The sequence below is a fragment of the Cyclobacterium sediminis genome (genome assembly GCF_054781075.1).
In genome coordinates this window covers 21,312-43,161 of record NZ_BAAGVC010000002.1, presented here as the reverse complement: position 1 = coordinate 43,161, position 21,850 = coordinate 21,312, and the positions used below count along the sequence as shown (strand labels likewise).

At 36.9% G+C, this 21,850-nt stretch carries 16 protein-coding genes and 1 pseudogene; 7 read left to right on the top strand and 10 right to left on the bottom strand.

What is annotated here, in order from left to right:
* Positions 1–27 precede the first annotated feature (27 nt).
* Complete coding sequence (locus tag ACYVHJ_RS00800) at positions 28–267, bottom strand: hypothetical protein (protein ID WP_339904363.1); 240 nt, start codon at positions 265–267, stop codon at positions 28–30.
* Entirely contained in the window at positions 264–680 is a 417-nt protein-coding gene (locus ACYVHJ_RS00795) for an OsmC family protein (RefSeq protein ID WP_460511688.1), read from the bottom strand. The genes ACYVHJ_RS00800 and ACYVHJ_RS00795 overlap by 4 nt, the downstream gene beginning before the upstream one ends.
* Positions 681–1,142: 462 nt before the next feature.
* Between ACYVHJ_RS00795 and ACYVHJ_RS00790 the strand changes: the two genes are divergently transcribed.
* Positions 1,143–2,444, top strand: coding sequence for an acetyl-CoA hydrolase/transferase family protein (locus ACYVHJ_RS00790; protein WP_460511686.1), 1,302 nt, complete (start codon positions 1,143–1,145; stop codon positions 2,442–2,444).
* A gap of 62 nt (positions 2,445–2,506) precedes the next feature.
* Here ACYVHJ_RS00790 and ACYVHJ_RS00785 read toward each other — a convergent pair whose 3' ends face one another.
* The 6 genes and pseudogenes from ACYVHJ_RS00785 to ACYVHJ_RS00760 form a co-directional block, all read right to left on the bottom strand.
* Positions 2,507–4,375, bottom strand: a complete 1,869-nt coding sequence (locus ACYVHJ_RS00785; protein ID WP_460511684.1) for a tetratricopeptide repeat-containing sensor histidine kinase — start codon at positions 4,373–4,375, stop codon at positions 2,507–2,509.
* Positions 4,376–4,802: 427 nt separating this feature from the next.
* A pseudogene (locus tag ACYVHJ_RS00780) lies at positions 4,803–5,956 on the bottom strand (aminotransferase class V-fold PLP-dependent enzyme).
* Positions 5,957–6,433: 477 nt separating this feature from the next.
* Positions 6,434–6,892 (bottom strand): NUDIX hydrolase, encoded by a 459-nt coding sequence (locus ACYVHJ_RS00775; protein WP_339904602.1) that lies wholly within the window; start codon positions 6,890–6,892, stop codon positions 6,434–6,436.
* The gene (locus ACYVHJ_RS00770) at positions 6,877–7,821 is read right to left on the bottom strand and encodes a nitrilase family protein (protein WP_460511682.1); all 945 of its coding nucleotides are present in this window, start codon (positions 7,819–7,821) and stop codon (positions 6,877–6,879) included. The genes ACYVHJ_RS00775 and ACYVHJ_RS00770 overlap by 16 nt, the downstream gene beginning before the upstream one ends.
* 36 nt (positions 7,822–7,857) lie before the next feature.
* Positions 7,858–8,820 carry a glycoside hydrolase family 18 protein gene (locus tag ACYVHJ_RS00765; protein WP_460511679.1) on the bottom strand — a complete coding sequence of 321 codons (963 nt, stop codon included), beginning with the start codon at positions 8,818–8,820 and terminating at the stop codon, positions 7,858–7,860.
* A gap of 255 nt (positions 8,821–9,075) precedes the next feature.
* Positions 9,076–9,879 carry an endonuclease/exonuclease/phosphatase family protein gene (locus tag ACYVHJ_RS00760; protein ID WP_339902851.1) on the bottom strand — a complete coding sequence of 268 codons (804 nt, stop codon included), beginning with the start codon at positions 9,877–9,879 and terminating at the stop codon, positions 9,076–9,078.
* A gap of 492 nt (positions 9,880–10,371) precedes the next feature.
* On the opposite strand from ACYVHJ_RS00760, the gene ACYVHJ_RS00755 reads away from it, so the two are divergent.
* The 5 genes from ACYVHJ_RS00755 to ACYVHJ_RS00735 all read left to right on the top strand — a co-directional run bounded on the left by ACYVHJ_RS00755 (position 10,372) and on the right by ACYVHJ_RS00735 (position 17,179).
* A complete protein-coding gene (locus ACYVHJ_RS00755; protein WP_460511676.1) occupies positions 10,372–14,370 on the top strand; it encodes a response regulator in 3,999 nt (1,332 codons plus the stop codon).
* A gap of 123 nt (positions 14,371–14,493) precedes the next feature.
* Entirely contained in the window at positions 14,494–15,420 is a 927-nt protein-coding gene (locus ACYVHJ_RS00750; protein WP_460511674.1) for a ribose-phosphate pyrophosphokinase, read from the top strand.
* Positions 15,421–15,449: 29 nt separating this feature from the next.
* The gene (locus ACYVHJ_RS00745) at positions 15,450–16,040 is read left to right on the top strand and encodes a 50S ribosomal protein L25/general stress protein Ctc (protein WP_339902848.1); all 591 of its coding nucleotides are present in this window, start codon (positions 15,450–15,452) and stop codon (positions 16,038–16,040) included.
* Between the two features lie 280 nt (positions 16,041–16,320).
* Complete coding sequence (pth, locus tag ACYVHJ_RS00740; protein WP_339902847.1) at positions 16,321–16,881, top strand: aminoacyl-tRNA hydrolase; 561 nt, start codon at positions 16,321–16,323, stop codon at positions 16,879–16,881.
* Positions 16,882–16,885: 4 nt separating this feature from the next.
* Positions 16,886–17,179, top strand: coding sequence for a thiamine-binding protein (locus tag ACYVHJ_RS00735; protein WP_339902846.1), 294 nt, complete (start codon positions 16,886–16,888; stop codon positions 17,177–17,179).
* Between the two features lie 124 nt (positions 17,180–17,303).
* Here ACYVHJ_RS00735 and ACYVHJ_RS00730 read toward each other — a convergent pair whose 3' ends face one another.
* On the bottom strand, positions 17,304–17,729 hold the full coding sequence (locus tag ACYVHJ_RS00730; RefSeq protein ID WP_339902845.1) for a Dabb family protein: 426 nt from the start codon (positions 17,727–17,729) through the stop codon (positions 17,304–17,306).
* Positions 17,730–18,178: 449 nt separating this feature from the next.
* On the opposite strand from ACYVHJ_RS00730, the gene ACYVHJ_RS00725 reads away from it, so the two are divergent.
* The gene (locus ACYVHJ_RS00725; protein ID WP_460511670.1) at positions 18,179–18,586 is read left to right on the top strand and encodes a response regulator; all 408 of its coding nucleotides are present in this window, start codon (positions 18,179–18,181) and stop codon (positions 18,584–18,586) included.
* Between the two features lie 183 nt (positions 18,587–18,769).
* Here the strand turns inward: ACYVHJ_RS00725 and ACYVHJ_RS00720 are convergent, their stop codons facing one another.
* Entirely contained in the window at positions 18,770–21,787 is a 3,018-nt protein-coding gene (locus ACYVHJ_RS00720) for a glycoside hydrolase family 3 N-terminal domain-containing protein (protein WP_460511668.1), read from the bottom strand.
* Between the last annotated feature and the right edge of the window lie 63 nt (positions 21,788–21,850).

Here is a 21,850-nt window from a genome sequence, read left to right as displayed (position 1 = left end):
CTTTAAATATTTAAATTATATACAAATTTAGAAATTTTTTGTTACTTTTTGAAGAGACTTGTGCATTTCATCAAACCTTTTTTTCACCTCTTCAAAGAATTGACCTTCCATCAGCGCCTCTAAATCACTTTCTTCAAGCACATCCATAGAAGGAACCTTGAAAGTTTGCTCCATATTTCCAAGTTCAAATTTTAGAATATATTTATTGTTCCAATCGAACAAACTAATCCTAATCCCTTCTTTGACAAGTTCATTAACAACCCTCATAAAGGCTTTTTAATTTCTGTGGAGTGAGTGATTGTAGATTTCAAGCTAGAGGCCACTGAACAATACTTGTCAACAGCTAACTTAATTACTTTACCAAACTCTACCTCAGTGGCATCAGGAGAGGTGAGGATAAAATGTAAATGAATAGACTTATAGAATGCAGGCGTACCATCATTTCTTATCCCTTCAGCATGTATCTCAAAATTCACTACTTGTTTGCGCTTTTTCTTCATCATGAGCACAGCATCTACTGCAGAGCACCCTGCCAATCCGGAAAGCAATAGTTCCATCGGCGATTGATGTTTTTTTTCAGTGCTATCATACATGTCCATTTGGACTTTATTCCCTTCCGGGTTAACTGCTTCGTATTCTCTATCAGCAACCATGTGAAGTCTTATTTCTTTCTTATTCATAACAATTGATTTTTATTTTAAATGATTTGTAATCTATTTTATATTTTAGGAAACAAAATTAAGCAAGCTTGTGCTTATAATTAAAAAATTGAAGGTTCAAGATTAAAAAAATAGCGTCCTTAACAAGTAAAAAGATAAATTATTAATAAATATTAACGTTTCTAAAACAAATAGGGTTGACAATACTCTTTTTTTCCACAGCACAGCCTCTACTCATAAAAAATTGCCGGGTTAAACAGAAGGGGTCATAAATTTAATTAATAAGCCATATATCGTATTGGAATCCTCCAACTTATCACAAATCGTTGATAAATTTTCATACCAACTTCTCTAGTAAAATTGGCCAGTCGATCAATTAATTGTAACTTTAGGTTATCAAAATAAAACCAAAAGACAGCCTTCCTTTTAAGGGTTTATGACTTAATTTTTAAATATTAACCTAACAATAAAATCTCACTTGAAATGGGAAATCAAATTAAAATCGTTAGCCCCGACGAAGCAGTAAGTTGCGTAAAAAGCAACCAAAGAATCTTTATTCATGGCAGTGCTGCAACTCCTCTATCCTTACTAAATGCATTGGCTAATAGGAAACATGAATTGAAAAATGTAGAAGTAGTATCAATCACTACTTTGGGCAAAATGCCTTTGGCAGACCAATCATGTAAGGGGAGTTTTTATCTGAATTCTTTATTTGTTTCAGAGAATATCAGAAATGCAGTTAACACTGATCAGGGAGGTTATGTACCGGTTTTTTTAAGTGAAATTGGGCGACTATTTAGGAAAAGAATTTTACCTATAGACGTGGCTTTTATCAATGTTTCTCCTCCGGATCAGCATGGATACTGCACTTTGGGCACCTCCGTAGATGTTGCCCGACCGGCAGTAGATACAGCAGATATTGTGATCGCTCAAATTAACAAGCAAATGCCCAGAACTATGGGTGACGGGCAAATACATGTTAGCAAAATAGACGCCGCCATTCAAGTAGATGAACCTTTACCGCAAGTAAATTATTCATCCAAACTACAAGAGGCCGACTATAAAATCGGTCATTATATTGCGGAAATGATAGATGATCGCTCCACGCTTCAATTGGGAATAGGGGGGATTCCAGATGCCGTATTAAAATCCCTTACAAACCACAAAGACCTAGGTATTCATACGGAAATGTTCTCTGACGGGGTAATAGATCTTTTTAATTCAGGAGCCATAACGAACAAATACAAGGTAAAACATCCCGGAAAAATTGTTTCCTCTTTCGTAATAGGAACCCAAAAGCTTTATGAAAGCATCAATGATAATCCGGCATTTTCTTTTCATGAGGCCGCCTATGTAAATGATACAGCCACAATAAGGAGAAATCCAAAAGTGATTTCCATCAATTCATGTGTAGAGATAGACCTCACTGGACAGGTTTGCGCAGACTCTATTGGGAGTTATCATTATTCCGGAGTAGGTGGTCAAATGGATTTCATTAGGGGAGCGGCATTGTCAGATGATGGTAAACCAATAATGGCCTTGCGCGCTACCACCAATAAAGGTCAATCCAAAATAACGCCATTTTTAAAGCAAGGTGCAGGAGTAGTAACTACCAGAGCACATGTCCACTATGTGGTAACAGAATATGGAACAGCCTATTTGTATGGAAAAAACCTTTCTCAAAGGGCTCATGAGTTAAAAAAAATAGCTGCCCCTGAGCACCAAGAAGAGTTAGACCGAGCAATTTTCGATAGGTTTGGCAGTTTTGTTTATCCTTTTAGATAAAGGGTTTATTCTTAGCTCCTATTAGCCTTTTCCCTTAAAGAGGCGAGGCATAGGAGCTAAGCTTAATCCCGTTTGAAAAACAAAATAAAATGGGTACCACCTCCTTCTCTATTTTTCATTTTAAATTTACCTCCATTGAGGTCTATAAATTGCTTTACGAGTAAAATGCCCAAACCCGTTCCTTTTTCATTGGCAGTCCCCCTCGCCGAAGGAATTCTTGAATACCCCTTACCATTGATCAACTCATGGTATTTAGGATCTATACCCACACCCGAATCTTCAATATGACCTATGACAAAGTTTTCATTCAATTCATAATAGATTTTAATCTCCCCACGCTCAGGAGTGAACTTAATGGCATTACCAATTAAGTTTTGAAAAATAATTTTTAACTGCATCTTATCAATTATGATGTCAGTATTCTTTACGATTTGATGATCGTGTTTTAAAAGCTTCGTTTTAATCTGAAAACTATAACCAAGCAATACCTCAGTTACGGTTTGGGACAGATTTACTGTGGTAGGGTTAGGTTTCACCCCATCCATTTGCCTGTTTGCCCATTGCAAGAGTTCGTTGAGCATTATTTCGGTGTTTTTAATTTGAACAGCCAACAGCTCATAAGCTTCATTCTCATCCTCTTCACTGAAATACCCCTTCCCTTTCATTTCCAACAATTGCTTAATGGAGTTTATGGGAGACCTTAGGTCATGAGAAATAATGCCCAAAAGTTTGGTTTTGGCCAGATTCATTTCAAGTAAACTCTTATTTTGCTCATGTATGTGATGTTTTTGTTTTTCAATTGCATTGTTTTTCTTCTGAAGAGAAGCATTAAAGCGCTCTTTTAGCCTCACACTTTTACGAAAAAAGTAAACGGCAAAACCTGATAAAAGCACTAAAAGGCTTAAAAAAATTAAAAGCCTATTCCTTTGCTTAAGCAAAGCCTGGTCTTTTTCACTTTCTACTTTTAAATTCTCATTTTCTGCTTGAGTTAATTTCAATTGTAACCTAGCTATCTGCCTGCTTTTCTCCTCATTATAAAGGCTGTCTCCATAAGACTTACTCAAGGACAAAAAATGGTAAGCCTTGTCAAATTCTTTCTGTTTTTTATATATTTCACTAAGTAATTGAGTAATGTTTTGTAAATCCCAATGAGCGCCGTGAATTACAGCCGTACCATAAGCAGCTTCACCTAAATCCAAGGCTTCTTCTATGGATCCATTTTCAAACTTTATTTGAGCTAAACCTGTCAATGCAAAGGTTTTTTCCCAATTTGAGAGGGTTAGACTATCTTGAAGTACATCAATGTATTTCTCCGAAGCCTTTTCCAAGGCACCCATTTCATGGTAGACCTTGGCTGTTCGGTTATTTACCATAAGGTTTAAGTGCTTATCAGGAAAGTTAGTCAAGAAATCACTCGCAGTTTTCAGGTGATTCATGGATAATTCAAGGTCACCCAATTCATTTTGTAGTATTCCTAAATTGAAATGATTTTTGGCTAATCTGACGCTGTCATTCAATGAATGATTAATGGCTATACATTCCTCAAATATCCCTTTTGCCACCTCATACTCTCCTTCCACCATTAGCACAAGTCCTCTTCCATTTAAGGCCATTTCTTTTTCAATTACAGCCTCAGCTTGTACAGCATATTCATAAGCCAATACAAATCGCCTTAACGCAAGCTCATACTCTCCTGATATATAATAAACTGTACCCTCTTGATTATTAATCCTTGCACTTAACTTGGGGTCATCGATATTTCCAGCTAGTTCTTTCGCTTGATTTACGTATGAAATGGCTTTGTCTTTGTGATCGTATTGGACCGCTACAGATGCTTTAAGTAAGGAATCTATGGTTTCTAAATCGCCGGCAAAAGATTGGAATGAAGCTAAACTAATAAAGCAAAAAAATAAACCCTTCAAATAAAACATATTACTTAAACTACCCATTCAATTTCTACAATCCTGGTTCTCCATTAAATAATCCCTGCGTTGCAGGTGTACTTATATAAAAAAAACGTAATTCCTTAAAGATAAGAAAAAGGATGAAAAAATAGCTATACAAATCTTTAATCAAGTGTTTGACAATATACAACCTAATTCAATAACTTTATTTTTTTTTAAAACGCAATTTAATAAATCAAAAACAGGAACAAGGATGTACCATGGCATCAGACCTATGGTTACCTACCTATTCAAAGGACCTACTTCTTTGATTTCACCTGAAATAGACAATTGATTGCATGCAGATTAAATTGTTTTTTTTACAGATATACCTTGGCCTTTTTGGCAAAAAAAGCCACTGCCAAACCTATTAGGCCCGAACCAACGGCTTTGTTAACATGAATTATATAACTTTTTATTTGCTTGCCAATTCCTCTAAAGCTTTCACCAACCTATCCAAATCACTAGGTTTGGTGTATACGTGTGGCGAAACACGGACAACATCTATATTTTCATAACTGACAGGTGAAGTGTGGATTTTATACTTTTTCAAAAGTGTACTTTCAAGTTCCCTAGTTGTCATACCACCAATGGACACCCCGGCGATCACACAGCTGTAGTCAGCCTTCAACGAAGTATGCAGCTTCACGCCCGGGATTTTAATTGCTTTTTCAGCCCAATAATTCTTTAAGTACCTGGCACGTGCTTCTTTCCTTTTTCTCCCTATTGCGTTATGGAAATTAATAGCTTCCCCTATCCCCTGCTCCAAAGGGAAACTGCGGGTACCGAGCGATTCAAATTTCCTGATATCTCCTCTCGTAGGATCTTGATCACAGAATAACGGCCATACCTTAGAAATATGCTCTTTCTTAATCCACATCATGCCTGTACCTATAGGCGCAGAAAGGTACTTATGAAGACTGGTACCAAAATAATCCGCACCTAAGTCAGGTATATCAAAATCTAATAGTCCAAAAGAATGAGCACCATCAACAACCACTTCAATACCCCTTTCATGGGCCATTTGGCAAATCTTTTCACCGGCATGATCTGCCCTACCCAATTGATTACATGTGTTACATGTATGATTTTGGTATTAGGAGAAATTGCCTTTCTATACCTATCGACGATTAATTCATCATCCTCAATTGGGAAATCAAATGACAATTGTTTGTAAACAATCCCCTCTCTCATGGCTCTTTGCTTCCACGCATTCATCATATTGGGGTAATCCTGAATACTACCAATTACCTCATCTCCTTTATTTAAATCTAAACCATGAATCACCGAATTGAGTGCTTCTGTCGCATTTCTATTGATACCGATTTCCTCGGGATCACAGCCCCCAAGATCTGCTAATTTTTGTCTCAGTGGCTCTCTCCCTTGATCCAAAATCCTCCACATATAATAAGAAGGCGCCATATTAGTCATTTTATCATATCGGTCTACGGCGTCCAGCACCAATTTAGGACTAGGAGAAACACCTCCATTGTTAAGGTTCAACACCGGAGAAGAGCTTGCCGGATAGGCCTGTTGAATTAAAGACCAATAATCCTCGTTGCTTGCCATTTCTTCCGGACTTAAATCTTTATAAATATTGGCTTTCTCTTCAAAATCCTTTGCATGCAATTGATTAAAGAGACTACCCGATGAAAATGCGCCGGCCAGGACCAATGATTTTTTGAAAAAGCTTCTTCTGTTTGGACTATTATTCATTTTTTCTTTTTTAATGCTGAGCTGAAATTCACACTCGGAAATTCAAAATTTAGTAAAATAGGTTCCTGGGCATTTTTACCATGCAAAATACTATAAATAATCCAAAAATGAAGATGTTTACGTAAACAATGATTATTAAGACCATCCGCATCTAATTGCCAAGATGTAAAAATGAAGTTTGTAGGTAAATATTCATTTCAATTAAAGCACCAAGGCCTTCATTGTGCTACTTATTTTTAGCAAAATTGATCAGGTGGTAATAAAATTTGGGCTTATCAAAGCTCAATTTTATTTCGAGCCCCGACACATCCTTCACTTTTAATTTTTCTGCTAAACCTTGGGCGATGAGTCTAAAGGTTCTTTTTCGAATATTTTAGCAAAAGCCAATACATTGGGGAATACTTTCAATTCCTTATATACCTCCAAGGGAGAAAAAAACCTAATTTCCATACACTCAGAAGTTGGTTGAAATGCTAAACTTTCCAGCTGCACTTCATACATGGCATTGGCTATAAAAATATTGTTGTGGTTTTTTATAGTAAAAAAGTACAAGGGTTGGGTAGAAATATAGCTGGTACTTAATTTCATTTCCTCCCATATTTCTCTTTTCAGACCTTCTATTGGAGATTCCCCAAAATCCAATCCACCTCCGGGCAATTCCCAAAAGCCATTGTCTTCTCTCACCAACAAAAAACGATTTTTTTTATCGCGAATTAAGGCTTTTACGCTTACTCTGTAAAAGCATTCAGGTATTTGACTTACCATTTTATTCTTTATTTGTCCAGCCATGACACCTTTTGACTGGCATCGTGTGTTTGGCCAATAATTGAACCATATAATCCCGGTCTTCGGGCATTTCTATAACGATATCCTCCCGCAAGTTTTAGCTTTTCTTGGGTTACATCTGCTATTACAAACTCATTGTTGAGTTTTCTACACTCAGCAATAATATCACCGTAGGGGTCTATTATCATCGAGCATCCATTTTTTAACTGGTCATCATCCATCCCAATTGGGTTAGAAAAAACCACGTATATCCCGTTGTCATACGCTCTTGCAGGCAACCACTTCATTAACCATTGTCTACCCTTCATGCCATCAAATTCAATTCGCAAAGAAGTAGGGTCGTTCTTTCTGTTCTCCCAAAGTTTAGGATCCACGAATCCGGCTCCTGGCCGAGTGGAAGGAGTGCACATGGTAACATGTGGCATAAAAATTATTTCGGCACCTAACAAGCAGGTTGCCCTTACATTTTCAATTATATTGTTGTCATAGCAAATCAGAATACCACATTTCCACCCTTTGTAATCAAACACGCAATAGTTTGAGCCTGGTTTAATGTGAGGATTAATAAATGGGTGCAGTTTGTGATAGTTGGCTTGCAAACCATTTTGATCTACGCATACATATGATTTATAAATCTCTCCATCTTTACTCCTCTCAAAAAGACCTGCCAATAGGGTGATTTTATTTTGCTTTGCTATCTCAATCAACCTTTGAATACTCGGCCCATCAGGGATATACTCCGAAAGGTCCAACATTTGATCTTTGGTCAATTTGCGGGCAAAGGAATATCCAGTAATGGAGCACTCGTGAAAGGCAATAATATCTGCACCTTCCTCAGCAGCCTTTTTACTCATTTCATCAATCATGTTAAGGTTGTATTCCTTGTCTCCACTCTTATTTTCAAATTGAGCTGATGCTATTTTTAAATCCATATTTTTAATTTTTAATCTTATTCAATCATATTAAGGTTAGCGCTCATCATTGATGGCTTTTAATAAGGAGTGCGGGCCCTCAGCATCTGCCGTGATGTGCCAGACCATCACCCCAGCCAACTCCAAGTCTTTGGCCAATGCTGTCTTTTTACCAATAAGTCCCGGAGAGTTATAATAGAGCACTCCACCGTCCTTGGAAACAATGCTATCTTGTAAATATGCATTGGGAAAAGTTTCTAAGATATGCTTATACCTTAAACTTGCAGGAACTCCTGAGCCAAAACCATAGCCGTAGAAAGGTAAACCAAGCAATAACTTGGATTTTGGAACAGCTCTCTCTTTATGGTAATAATGAATATCGTTAACTGCCATTTCGTAAGGAGAATGTTGTCCGACTATCTCTAGGTTCCATGGACCTGTTTCATCATAGGACATAATATTTATAAAATCGTATAGACCTAATATCTCATCCGATATCTTGTTTCCATTCCAACTTGCCAAGGCGGCTGTCATTAATTTTCCGGACATTTTTAAAGCCTGATGCAATTCCTTGACAAAAGGAGCGTAGTCTTCATTGATCAAGGCATTTTCTAAATCAACATCTACTCCATCAAAGCCATAATTATTTACCAATTTTACTATTTGTTGCACCCAATGACTTCTGTGTGATGGCTGCATTAGATCACCCAAATATTCTGGAGGAGCTCCGCCACCAATGGAGATGAAGGCCCGAACATTGTTCATATGAGCATTTTCAACCAAATATTTATAACCTCTACTCTCTACAAAATCCCCATTAGAATCCGGCTGTACAAAGGCCAAATTAATGTCAGTATAGGAAGACCAATCAATTTTATTAACTTCTTCCTCTAATTCGTCATTAACAAAAAGATAACCCAATACCCTGAAACGCTCTCCTTGGCTAATTTCTTGCCCTTCCCCTTCAGGAATGGAACAAGCCAAACCAATTAAAAAAACCAAACCAAACACTTTGTTCATACCTATTTAATTTACTACCCTTTATTTAAGTAGGTGAATGAGTAATGAGTAATGAGTAAATAATACTTACTGAGAAATTAGAGCAGACATTTTTAACCAAATATTTTTATAAAATAAACTTCATTCCAAAGTATAGAATTCAAATGAAATTTAAAACCAAAAATGATGATAGCAGGATCCACTTTTAGTAATTTTTAAGTATGGCCAAATGGTACATTTGCGTTCCATTTGCCAAGAACAAACCACAGCCGTAATTTAATAAGCTAAAATAGCAAAAACCGGTAAATGATCAGATGCATATCTTTCTGCAATAACCTCATGGTGCTTTACAACAAATGCTTTCCGGGGCTTATAAAATACAAAGTCAATGGCTTTATTGGGTTTATTGACAGGAATAGTAGGTAGACAATCTTCTTGACAGGTTCTTTCAAATTTCTTATCCATTAATTGTATGGCCTCAGACTTAGGTATGGCATTAAAATCTCCTGCAATAAGCACGGGTATTTTCTCCTTACTGAAATAAGAAACGACAGCTTGAGTTTGCAGAGCAGTAATCGCATCATTTTTAAAATCAAGATGCGTGGAAGCAAACTTCACTTTTTGGTTGCCGGGTAAAGTTACTTGTACAATTAATACAGATCTAGGCTCAGAATTTTCCTTGCCAGGCAATTGAAGAAAAAACTGTTTTTCAATGGGAAATTTTGAAAGGATAGCATTTCCGTACCCACCACCCTGATATGGCATGGAAGGCTCAAAGTAATAGTTCATCCCGGTCAATTTGGCCAATTCTTTGGCTTGATTTAGGTTAACTCCTGATCTTTTGGTGTTTACATCTACCTCTTGTAGGGCCACCAAATCAGGTTTGGAAGCGTTTATTACCTTGGCAACCGCATCTATATCAATCAAATCAGGCTTTGAAGGTGGATTGGCGTGATGAATATTATAGGACATCACTCTTAATTCTTTTGCTTTCTGACCATAAATAGGTCCGGACATCAATATTGTAATGGCAAGGATTGCCAGCAAAAAAAATGATTTGTTTTCAAGTGTTTTTTTCATTGAACAAGCATAAATTAATTATTGAAATTAGTATCCTAAAGGTATCATATTCCTTCCATTTTAAATTCAAAGCTACATTCATAATTTACCGCCAGTGTCAAAAAACAGTAATTCTCAGTTGAATTTTCTTCTTTTTCTTACTATTTTTTCTAAAAATCTTCTCAAAGAAAACAATTAAAGCTAATAAATTTGGAAGCATATTTAAAGCTTAGATGATGTAGACAAGGTATTTTTAAAAGGAATATTAGGAAATTCATTTCATCTTAAAAAAAATTGATCGAAACCATTAACATTCCTGATTACTTATAAATATTTAAATTTCAAAATTCTAACTTTCACATAATCAAAAATGTTATATAAATTAATAATTTTGATTATCAAATAATTTCATGGATTTTTCCATGTCAAAAATTTAAAAATTACTAGTGAATATTTAGGAAATACTTGTAAATTTCTTTAAAATCACCATTTAATTGACTGTATTTATCTGAAATGAGCATTTCCGTATATAAAGACCCAGAAAAAGATTCCAGGTGGTTGAAGGCAGTAAATACTGTTCAATCGCTAGGCGATTTATCTGATCTGACTTTTGATAGTATTACCGGATTGATTGCTGACAGTTTTAATGTGCCTATAGCCTTGGTTACTGTTTTAGGACATGACAAGGTGTGGTTTAAATCCAAATCAGGCTTAAAAACAAGTGAAATTTCCCGTAAACAGTCAGAGGGTTTTTATTTGGTTACGAGGGATGGAGAATTTGAGGTTCCTGATTTAACGAAAGACCCTCGCTTTTTACAGCAACAACTGGAACTTGAGGGGAACTTGGTAACTTACTATGCGAGTCATCCTATATTTTCACCGGGAGGTTTTCCTATTGGTGCATTGTGCATTTTTGATCATAAGCCTAAAAAGCTTCTGGATAGTCAAAGGAAAACCTTAAAAGTTTTTGCTGAGCAAATAGAAAATCAAATCGATTTATGCTTCAAAGAAATCAAACTACGCTCCTTCAATCAAAAAACGGGGACTATACTTAAAAACATTGGAGATGTTGTATTTTTACTAGATGAAGATCAAGTTTTCAGAGAATACTTCACGGCCAACGAAGAACATTTAAAATTCCCTCCGAAAGTATTTCTCAATAAAAAAATAAGTGAAGTCGGATTTAGACCCGATTTGGTTAAACTTTTTCAGAAATTATTTACCCAGGCACTACAAACAGGAGAAAAGCAAAAACATGAATACAATCTTGAAATCAATGGCAAAACCGAATGGTTCGAAGTGACCTTTGAAAAAATGCTATTGACTGATAATGATATATTATGTATCGTAAATAATATCAGTCGACAAAAAAGTGAAGAAATCGAAACTGAGCAGACGATAAAAGAATACCAGGATTTTTTCGAAAACACTCAGGGGTTGATGATTAAGCATGATTTAGATGGGGGAATTTTACATATCAATAATTCTGGTATTAGAATTTTAGAATACACTAAGGAAGAGCTATTAAAAATAAACATGTTTGACTTGGTGGTAAATAAAGACATTTTCTCCGAATACCTCCAAAAAATAAAATCCGATAAAGCATATAATGGTACAGGAAGGCTAATTTCCAAGTCAGGAAAAACGATTACCTTCCAGATCAACAATGTCATGTTTGAACCATTGTATGGAGCCCCTTTTGTATTATGCAATGGAATGGATACTTCCGGCTACCTAGAAGCCCATGAGGAACTGGAGGCTGCTGCAATATCTATCAACAAGGAACGCACCCTTCTTAGAACTATAATTGATAACATCCCAATAAATATTTATACAAAAAACACAAATTTTGAAAAGACACTCATTAATCAAAAGGAATTAGAGTACATCGGTTTATCAAATGAGAAAGAAGTCCTGGGCAAAAAGGACGAAGAATTATTTAAAAAAGAAACTGCCAAAGCCTCTAGAATTGAAGATGAATTGGTGATAAAAGACGGGAAAAGTATCATCAATAAAGAGGTTGTCCTTGAACAGAAAAATGGAACCAAACGTTTCTGTTTAATTTCTAAATTGCCCTTGAAAACCGAAACCGGGGAGATAACAGGCATGGTTGGTATAACCAACGATATAAGTGAAAGAAAGAAAGCTGAAATGGCTTTATTAGAAAACGGGAAACGGCTCAATGCGATCATTACCAGTACCAATACAGGAACTTGGGAATGGAACATGAGCACCAATCAAATCTTAGTTAACCAAAGATTTTGGGAAATTATAGGTTATGGTATTGACGAGCAAACCATCTTATTTCAGGAAGACTGGAACAATTTATGCCACCCCGAAGACATGGCACTTAAAAAAGAAGGCCTGGCTAAACATTTTAATAAAGAGACGGAAGTTTATGAATGTGAAATCCGCATAAAGCATAAGGATGGCCACTGGGTTTGGGTCCTTGAAATTGGTAGAGTATTTTCTTGGGATCAGGAAGAAAAGCCACTACTAATGTACGGCACCTTTCAAGACATTAGTGCAAGAAAGGAATTTGATAGCCAACTCAAAGCTGCCAAAGAGAGTGCAGAAAATGCCAACAGGGCAAAATCTGATTTCTTAGCCAATATGAGTCACGAAATTAGAACACCGTTGAATGGTGTGATAGGTTTTTCTGATTTATTGATGAAAACACCTTTAACTGAGACCCAGCTTCAGTACATGAAGACCGTTTACCATTCGGCTCATTCCTTATTAGATCTCATAAATGACATTTTAGACTTCTCAAAAATTGAAGCTGGTAAAATGGAATTGTCCATTGACAAGGTGGATATATTTGAACTTGGTACTCAGGTAGCGGATATTATAAATTATCAGGCCCATTCAAAGGGTCTGGAGCTCATCCTTAACCTTTCTCCTCATTTACCTCGATTTGTATATGGTGATGACATTAGAATACGACAGGTATTGGTAAACCTCCTAACGAATGCAATTAAATTCACGCATAAAGGAGAGGTAGAATTGAAGGTAGAAACCCTCGAAAATGACCCCAATAATGAAACGATAAAATTCCGATTTTCTGTAAAAGATACAGGAATAGGCATATCTTATGACAAGCAGCTTAAAATATTTGATGCTTTTTCCCAAGAAGATGCAAGTACTACAAGAAAATTTGGCGGTACAGGTCTAGGATTAACCATCTCTAATAAATTATTGGGCTTAATGGGCAGTAAACTCGAACTAAAAAGCGAGCCCAACCAAGGGAGCTTGTTTTATTTTGATCTTCACCTGAAATCTGAAGAAGGAGAGAAAGAAAAGTGGAGCGAAAACCATGGCTTAAACAAAGTTTTGGTGGTGGACGACAATCAAACCAACCTATATTTGGTGAAAGAAATTCTAGAAGTAAAAAACATACAATGCCTTGAAGCAACCAATGGACTGGAAGGCCTTCAAGTATTGGAAAAAGAATGGCCGTTGGATTTGGTGTTAATGGATTTACGAATGCCCTTTCTTAATGGTATTGAAACAATAGAAAAAATCCGATCCCTAAGCAACCAAAATATAGCGAAAGTTCCAGTAGTACTTCTATCCAGCTCAAATGACAATGAGTTGGACAAGGAAAAACTTGTTAAACTAAACGTACATCATCGCTTAATTAAGCCAATTAAAAACCATCAAATTGATAAAGTGTTTCAAAAATTGCAAAACCCCAGTTACAGTGAATTTTCTCAAAGTCCATCAGAATCAGGAATAGATCAAAATTTCTTAACCAATCAGGAATTTAATATCCTGATTGCTGAAGACAATCCGGTGAACATGAAGTTGTCAAAAATAATTTTGTCAAAAATAAGTCCTACCATCAATATAATTGAAGCAGAAAATGGGCTAATGGCCTACGAACATGTGATTAAAAATCAACCTGACTTAATTTTAATGGATATTCAGATGCCTATAATGAACGGGTATGAGACTGCCAAGGCCATTCGGACAATTGATCATGGCAAAGGAATCCCAATCATAGCATTGACAGCCGGAACAGTTAAAGGAGAGAAAGAAAGATGCATTGATTCAGGCATGAACGATTACATGAGCAAACCTTTGGTACAGGACAAATTAACAGAAAAAATTATTAAGCTTCTTAGGCCTATAAATTCAGATTCATTAGAAAAAGAAGAATTGGAGAGCAACACTGTTTATAAGCCTAAGCATTTTGATAAAGTACATCTATTGAATCTATTCGACGGAGACAAGGAAATAGGAAAGGAATTATTGAAAATTGCCCATGAAAACCTACAAGAGAATAAAACTTATTTAAAACAAGCTCTCCAGTCACAGGACAAAATTTTTTTATTACAAATTATTAAAAAAATAAAAAATTCAGCTGGTACCACAGGCTTTTTCATCCTTTTAGAATTAACGAATCAAATAGAAAAAGCCAAAGAAGACAAACCCCTTTTTGATCTAGGACAGCGGATCATAGAAGAAATTGATTATTTAAATGAGACTTATGACAATTTAGAATTATAAGGCTTTTAGGTGATTCAAAAATATGAACTACCAATTTTTTATTTTTATCAAGAAAAGGTAACCATCATTTTTTTCTTACATTTGTTATTCCTTTGTACAAAATCCACCTAAAAAAATAATATCATGCCCGAGACAAAAATTTTCTCAGGTTCAAATACTCCCCATTTGGCCAAGAGTATTGCCAAATCCTATGGCCAAGCACTTGGCGACTTGACCCTAGCTAAATTCAGCGATGGAGAAATGTCACCAAGTTATAATGAATCGATCAGAGGTTGTAATGTCTTTTTGATACAATCCACAAATCCTTCAGCAGATAACCTATTAGAATTATGCCTGATGATAGATGCAGCCAAAAGAGCCAGTGCATACAAAGTTTGTGCTGTAATTCCCTATTTTGGATATGCACGACAGGATAGAAAAGATAGGCCCAGGGTTAGTATTGCCGCCAAACTTATTGCCAACATGATTACATCCGCAGGTGCTGACCGCATCATGACATGTGATCTTCATGCAGGACAAATTCAGGGATTCTTTGACATTCCTTTGGATCATTTGAATGGATCAGCTATCTTTGTGCCCTATTTAAAAAGCTTGGATTTAGGAAACCTTATATTTGCTTCTCCGGATGTTGGAGGAGTGGGTAGAACGAGGTCTTACGCCAAGCATTTTGAGGTAGACATGGTCGTTTGTGATAAGCACAGAAAAAGGGCCAACGAAGTGGCGTCAATGCAGTTGATTGGAGATGTAAAAGGAAAAGATGTGGTGATGATAGACGACTTGGTCGATACTGCCGGAACCATGTGCAAAGCCGCCCAAATCATAATGGATAAGGGAGCAACTTCGGTTAGAGCCATTGCCACTCATGGAGTCTTGTCTGGCAAGGCCTATGAAAATATTGAGAATTCCGTTCTTTCAGAATTGGTCATAACCGATACAATCCCAGTAAGACAGGAATCCTCTAAAATAAAGGTGTTAACAGTAGCAGATTTATTTGCAAAGGCAATTCATGCAGTTACAGGAAACTCCTCTATAAGTTCACTATTTATTTAAGCATTTATTATTTTAACCAAACATAAATTATGAAATCACTTGAGATTATAGGGTTTAAAAGAGCAAATCTCGACAGAAGATCTCTTGACGCAATCCGCGAAGAGGGAAATGTTCCTTGTGTTGTTTACGGACCGGGTATTAAAGAACAAATTCACTTCGTAGCACCGGCTATATTATTCAGAGACTTAATCTACACACCTGAAGTACATATGGTGGATCTGAATATTGAAGGAACTGTCATTAAAACAATTCTTAGAGAAGCGCAATTTCACCCGGTAAGTGAAATTTTACTTCATGCAGACTTTTTAGCTTTTAGCGATAAAAAGGCAATTAAGATGGAAATCCCTGTGAAACCTTACGGTTCTTCTCCAGGTATCATCAAAGGTGGTAAATTGGAAATCAAAACCAGAACCCTATTGGTTAAAGGTTTTGCTAACGACCTTCCCGATGAGATTCCATTTGATATCTCAACCCTTGAATTGGGTAAATCTGTAAAAGTAGGAGACCTAAGTGTTGAGAAGTTTGAATTACTTAACAGTCCAAACGTAACAATTGCCACCGTAGGTGTTCCAAGAGCCTTGAGAGGTAAGAAAGGCGATGAGGAGGAAGAAGAAGGATAATCCTTGCCATTTCTCTTATAAAATTTTAATCCTGTTCTGTTTTTCACGGAACAGGATTTTTTTATCTTCACCTTTAAGTAGGGCCATCCAATGCAAGTGAAGCCCAATAACCTATTGGTGAATTAATGAGCTTTGATGAAAAACAAAGGCTGTTACCCTACTTTCCTGGCTTATTGGATTAACTCCTTTAGAAAGAAGTTTTTCATTGAATACCCTACTCCCTAATTGGCTATAACTATTTAGTTTTAAAAATTGAAGATTGTAAAAGGCGAAAAAGCGTATGAAATACCTTGTTGTTGGACTGGGAAACATCGGTCCGGAGTATGAATTGACAAGACATAATATTGGTTTTCTGGTATTAGACAGATTGGCTGATCAGAAGAATTTGAGCTGGGAAAGTAACCGGCTTGCTTTTACCTCCTTGCTCAAACACAAAGGTCGACAATTGCATTTAATCAAACCTACCACTTATATGAATTTGAGTGGAAAAGCCGTTAATTACTGGATGAAAACCTTGAAGATACCAAAAGAGAATGTCTTGGTTGTAGTAGACGACTTGGCTCTCCCTTTTGGCAAACTCCGATTGAAGCCCAAAGGATCTAGCGCCGGGCACAATGGCTTAAAGAATATCGAAGAACTAACAGGTGGCCAAAATTATGCACGTCTCAGGTTTGGAATTGGTGATGATTACCCAAAAGGTAGGCAAATAGATTATGTATTGGGAAGGTGGTCACAGGAAGAAATCGATACCCTGCCAATATATATGGACAAAACCATTGACATGATCACAGCGTTTAGCACTATAGGGCTGGAAAAAACCATGAATCAATTCAATAAATAGCATCATGAAAAATATAAATCTTGGAATCCAGATAGTCCCTAAAAGTAAAGACCGGGACAGCTACGAATTGGTAGACAAAGCCATAGCAGTTATTGCTGCATCAGGAGTGAAATACGAGGTTACTCCCTTCGAAACTGTAATGGAAGGTCCGGAAGAAAAATTAATGGCAATTGCCAAAGCTGCTCAAGATGCCGTCCTGACTGAAGGCGCCGAGGAAATCCTGGTATATTACCGCATGCAGATTCGTTCTGAGAAAGATGTAAGCATGGATGAAAAAACTTTACCGCATAAACATTAAGTAATAGATTTAAATGCAGCATTTTTCCAATTCTACAGGCTGTGGTACAATGGGATAACTTATCACAACCAATGGATAAAGCAATGCCATCAAATTGAAATGGCATTGCTTTATCCATTTAAATTTATTTGGTCCAGTAATCAACCACAGTAACATCTTTTAAATGAGGCGTTAACACTTCGCCAAATGCTTTATGGGCAGGATGAGGCAAATAAGCGTCCCTGTCTTCTTCACTCTCAAAAGTGAGCAAAAAACAATGGGTCAGCCCTTTGTTTAATCCCTCAGGACTATTATTGGTCCCCCATTCAAAACCTACAATCTGAGGAATTTTATCTTGAAGCCCAATAAATGCTTCCTCAACTTTGGCTACATCTTCTGGACTTGACTCCTCTTTAAAAGAAAAAAGGACTACATGCCTCAATAAGGGTTTTTCAGCGCTTAAAGTATTTTTCATTTCTTTTGATTCTTCACTTGTTTCTACATTTCCTCCTGACTGACAGCCAAAAGCTATAAATAATAAAATTACCGCAATCGAAAATAATGGTTTCATAGAAAGGTTGTATTTAGGTCTTAACACTTTTAATACTGTAAAGTAAATGAAAAAAAACAAAAATGCCCCTTCATAGAAAAATATGTTCTTATTGAAACGACCAAGCCCTATATAAAACAAACTTTGATTTGAAACATTTTAAATCTAATTATACAATTGAGATCTGATATTCGTCTCCATTTTAGGAAAAATTAAAGCTAAATATAGAAAAAATTAAATTAAATGATTTAAATTTAGGTTTGTTTGGCAATTCGTTATTTTTTGTAGAGAGTTGCCAAACATACATGAAACAGTTCTTTGGCGTTTTGGCCACCCACAACGACTAAAGATGCTGTTTTAAGGAAGATTAACTTCTTGACCCTTACTAGATAGTATTGAATAGTTTAACCAGTGATAGTCTATATGAAATCTCTATCTTCAATTAATGTTTCAAATAACAAATACTTTTTATGGGTGAGATAGGGCTAACATACATAGTAGATGATGACCCACTTTATAATTTTGGGACTAAAAAAATTATAGAAATAACCGCTTTTACCAAAAAAGCACTGTTTTTCTTAAATGGTGAAGAAGCATGGGAAGACTTTCGCCAGCGGGTTGAAAACAATGAACCTATTCCAGATGTTATCCTTACTGACATCAATATGCCTCTGATGAATGGTTGGCAATTATTGGATAAAATTGGAGAGGTTACTTTAGATCATCCCATTAAAATCTTTGTGATTTCTTCATCCATTAACAAAGACGAAATGGACAAAGCCAAAAAATATGAGCATGTCAGTGATTATATTGTCAAGCCGCTTACTTTAGACAAGGTGAAAAATCTTAAGAGAAAAATAGTGGAAGGTGAGTATTAAACTTGACCAACAAGCAAAAAAAAGGCCTCCTTTCAACAACTTTCCCCCATCTTATTCCCCAATTATTATTATTATTATTATTATTATGGTATTAGAATAACCTATACTTATCAGCGGGTGCCTGTCTATAACTTCAGCTTACATCAATGCGTCACTTGTGACTTAGCATAAAAGGATTATTTACTATCTACTCTTTGCTTTTTCTATAGCCTTATAGACCTCCTCTAATATGTTTGTTCGCAAATTCAGTTTGTAAATATTTCGATTTTCCCTGGTTGGATGAACCCTGTTGGAAAGGAAAACATAGACGATTTCATTTTCAGGATCTATCCAGGTATAGGTACCGGTAAAGCCTGAATGCCCAAAGCTCTTTTCCGAGACACTCGGAGCAGCATTTCCATTTGGATCACCCGGTTTATTGGGCCGGTCAAATCCCATCCCCCTATAATTTCCCTCATCGCAATATACGCATTTGCTATATTCATGCACCACTCCCGAAGCAATGAGCTGTTCCTCAGCATACAACCCATCATTTAGGTAAAGATGCATCAGCTTGGCCACATCGTTGGCTGTGCCAAACAATCCGGCATGGCCGCTCACTCCCCCGAGCATTGCTGCCCCTTCATCATGTACCATTCCATGTAAAAGCTGTTTTCTAAAAGCAGAATCATATTCAGTAGGAACAATCCTATCCAATTCAAATTTTAAATAAGGATTAAAAGTAAGCGATCCGGCCCCCAAGGGTTTGTAAAGGTTTTCTTCTAAATAGGAATAAAAGGACTCGCCGGTGATCTCTTCTACTACCTTTGGTGCAAGAATAAATGACAAATCACTATAAACATATCCCGGTTCGGCATTAAGAGGGGAGGAAAATATTTCCTTATAAATTTTCCTTGCATAATTACGGTGAATGTACAGGCTATCTGCAACCTTTATAGGAAATCTTTTTGAAGAATCCTTCTTCATGGTAAACCATCTGAACTTCCCGTTTTTCTTTACAGTGGACATCCAAAAGGGAATCCATGAACGTAATCTGGCCTGATGCGTTAAAATATCCTTGTATTTCAAATCCTCCTTATTCGTTCCTTTTGCCGCTGTTAAATAATGCCCTAAGGTATTGTTTTCATCAAACTTTCCTAAACCCTTCAAATGCATAAATGCAGCCAATGAAGTACTAATTTTGGTTACAGAGGCAAGGTCATACAAATCATCCGGCTTCACCTCCTTTAAGGAATCATAAGTGTGGTAGCCAAAAGCCTTGTGGTAAAAAACCTTACCACTTTTGGCCACTAAAACCTGTCCTCCGGGTATGGCTTTGCCTTTAACCGCTAGCTGCATAATGGAATCGATGCCTGCCAAATCTTTAGAAGACAATCCAACTCCCTCGGGAGATGTGTAGGCCATTCTAATCCCTCCTTCTAACTGCAACCCGTCTCCTCGCTTAAAAAATGAGTTGATGGTAACAGGCAATTTTCCTTGCGCACCAATTCCACCAAATATCATTTGGGCAGTTAAATCCTGTGTAAGAGGGGTTTCTTGATAGGCCGCTATTACCCCGGCCGCATTTTCCAATCCCTGAATTTTCCCCAAGCTATAAACATTACCGAAAACGCTTACTATTACAGTATGGCTTTCTATTAGTGTTCTCAATAAGGTTACCATTTCAGGACTTATTCCAAAGTTGTTTCTCCCTTGTCTTATCCCAAGTCCATGAATGCCTACCAAGATCAACTGGTGACCGGCAAGGTTTTCTTTTAAGGCAATTATATCATTCACATCCCCTTCTTTTGGGAAAACAAAATGATCCATTGGACTGTACCTTTCTAGCTGGTGTTGAAACTCAGTTCTTTGATTCGCTCCTAAAGATAGGCTTGCTATTTTTGTGTTTTCAAGTCCTTTTACCGGCAATACATTTTCTTCATTCCTAAGCAGTGTAAGGGAGGCCTTTGTCAAACGTTCCGCTAAAAAGTTGGCTGAAGAATTGTTCAAGTCAGCAATCAAATGATCTGTTTCTACAGGTGCCCATTGGTCTAGTCCAAGCCAGGCTTTTGCTTTCAATACCTTTAATACCCTTCTATCTATTTCTTCTTGGCTAATCTCACCACGTGTTATGGCAGCTTTTATTTCCGCAATGGCAGCAGACACATTCATGGTATTTAACAGCATGTCATTCCCTGCCAGCAAAGCCTTGGCATCTACCTTTCCAGGAGGATAATATTTTGCGACAGCCTGCATATTTAAAGCATCTGTAAAAATCAGCCCTTTATAACCCATTTCATCTTTCAACAAGTCTGTAACAATGGGTTTGGAAAGACTAGAGGGGCTGTTTACTGTACTATCAAGAACGGGGATTTCCATATGGGCCACCATTACACTGCCCAATCCCTGATCCATTAATTGCTGAAAAGGGTATAACTCCAATTCCTTAAGCCGTTTTTTGGAGAAATGAAGCACAGGAAGCCCATAATGTGAATCTACATTTGTATCTCCATGGCCTGGAAAATGCTTGGCAGAAGCCAAAATACCATTGTCCTGCATGCCTTTCATATAAGCCAATGATTTGCTGGTTACATTTTCTTTTTCCTCACCAAAGGAACGGAAGCCGATTACCGGGTTATTCGCATTATTGTTGACATCCACCACCGGCGCAAAATTCACATTGATTCCGGCTCTTTTTGCCTGGCGGGCCACTTCTGCCCCCATTTCATAAATCAGGCTTTCATCTGTTAATCCTCCCAAAGCCATTTGATAAGGAAAACGAACCGTACTGTCCAATCGCATTTTGAGCCCCCATTCTCCGTCCAGGCTTATCATTAATGGCACCTTGGAAATTTGTTGGAATTGGTTGATCATTTGTGCCTGACGAACCGGTCCACCTTGAAAAAAGATGATCCCCCCTACACCGTATTCTCTCACCAAACCTGCAATGGAATCCACATGAACCTTGTCCTTATTGGAATAGGCTGGAATCATAATCAACTGTGCAATTCGTTCTTCAGGACTTAAGTTAGCCAAAACCGAATCTGCCCAATATTCATATTTCTCTGCCAAAAAAGGAGGCGTTTGTTGTGCAAAAAGTGAGACAAAATTAATGGAAAGCAAAATTAAAGTAAGCAATCCTTTTTTTGCTAAATCAATTAAAGATAGTACTAGATGTCTCGCAGCATTAAAGCTTATGCTATTTTCAATATAATTGGCCATACTTTCAAACAAATCAAATTCGATTGAAAGATACCAAATTTGTGGCGTCTCATTAAAATGATT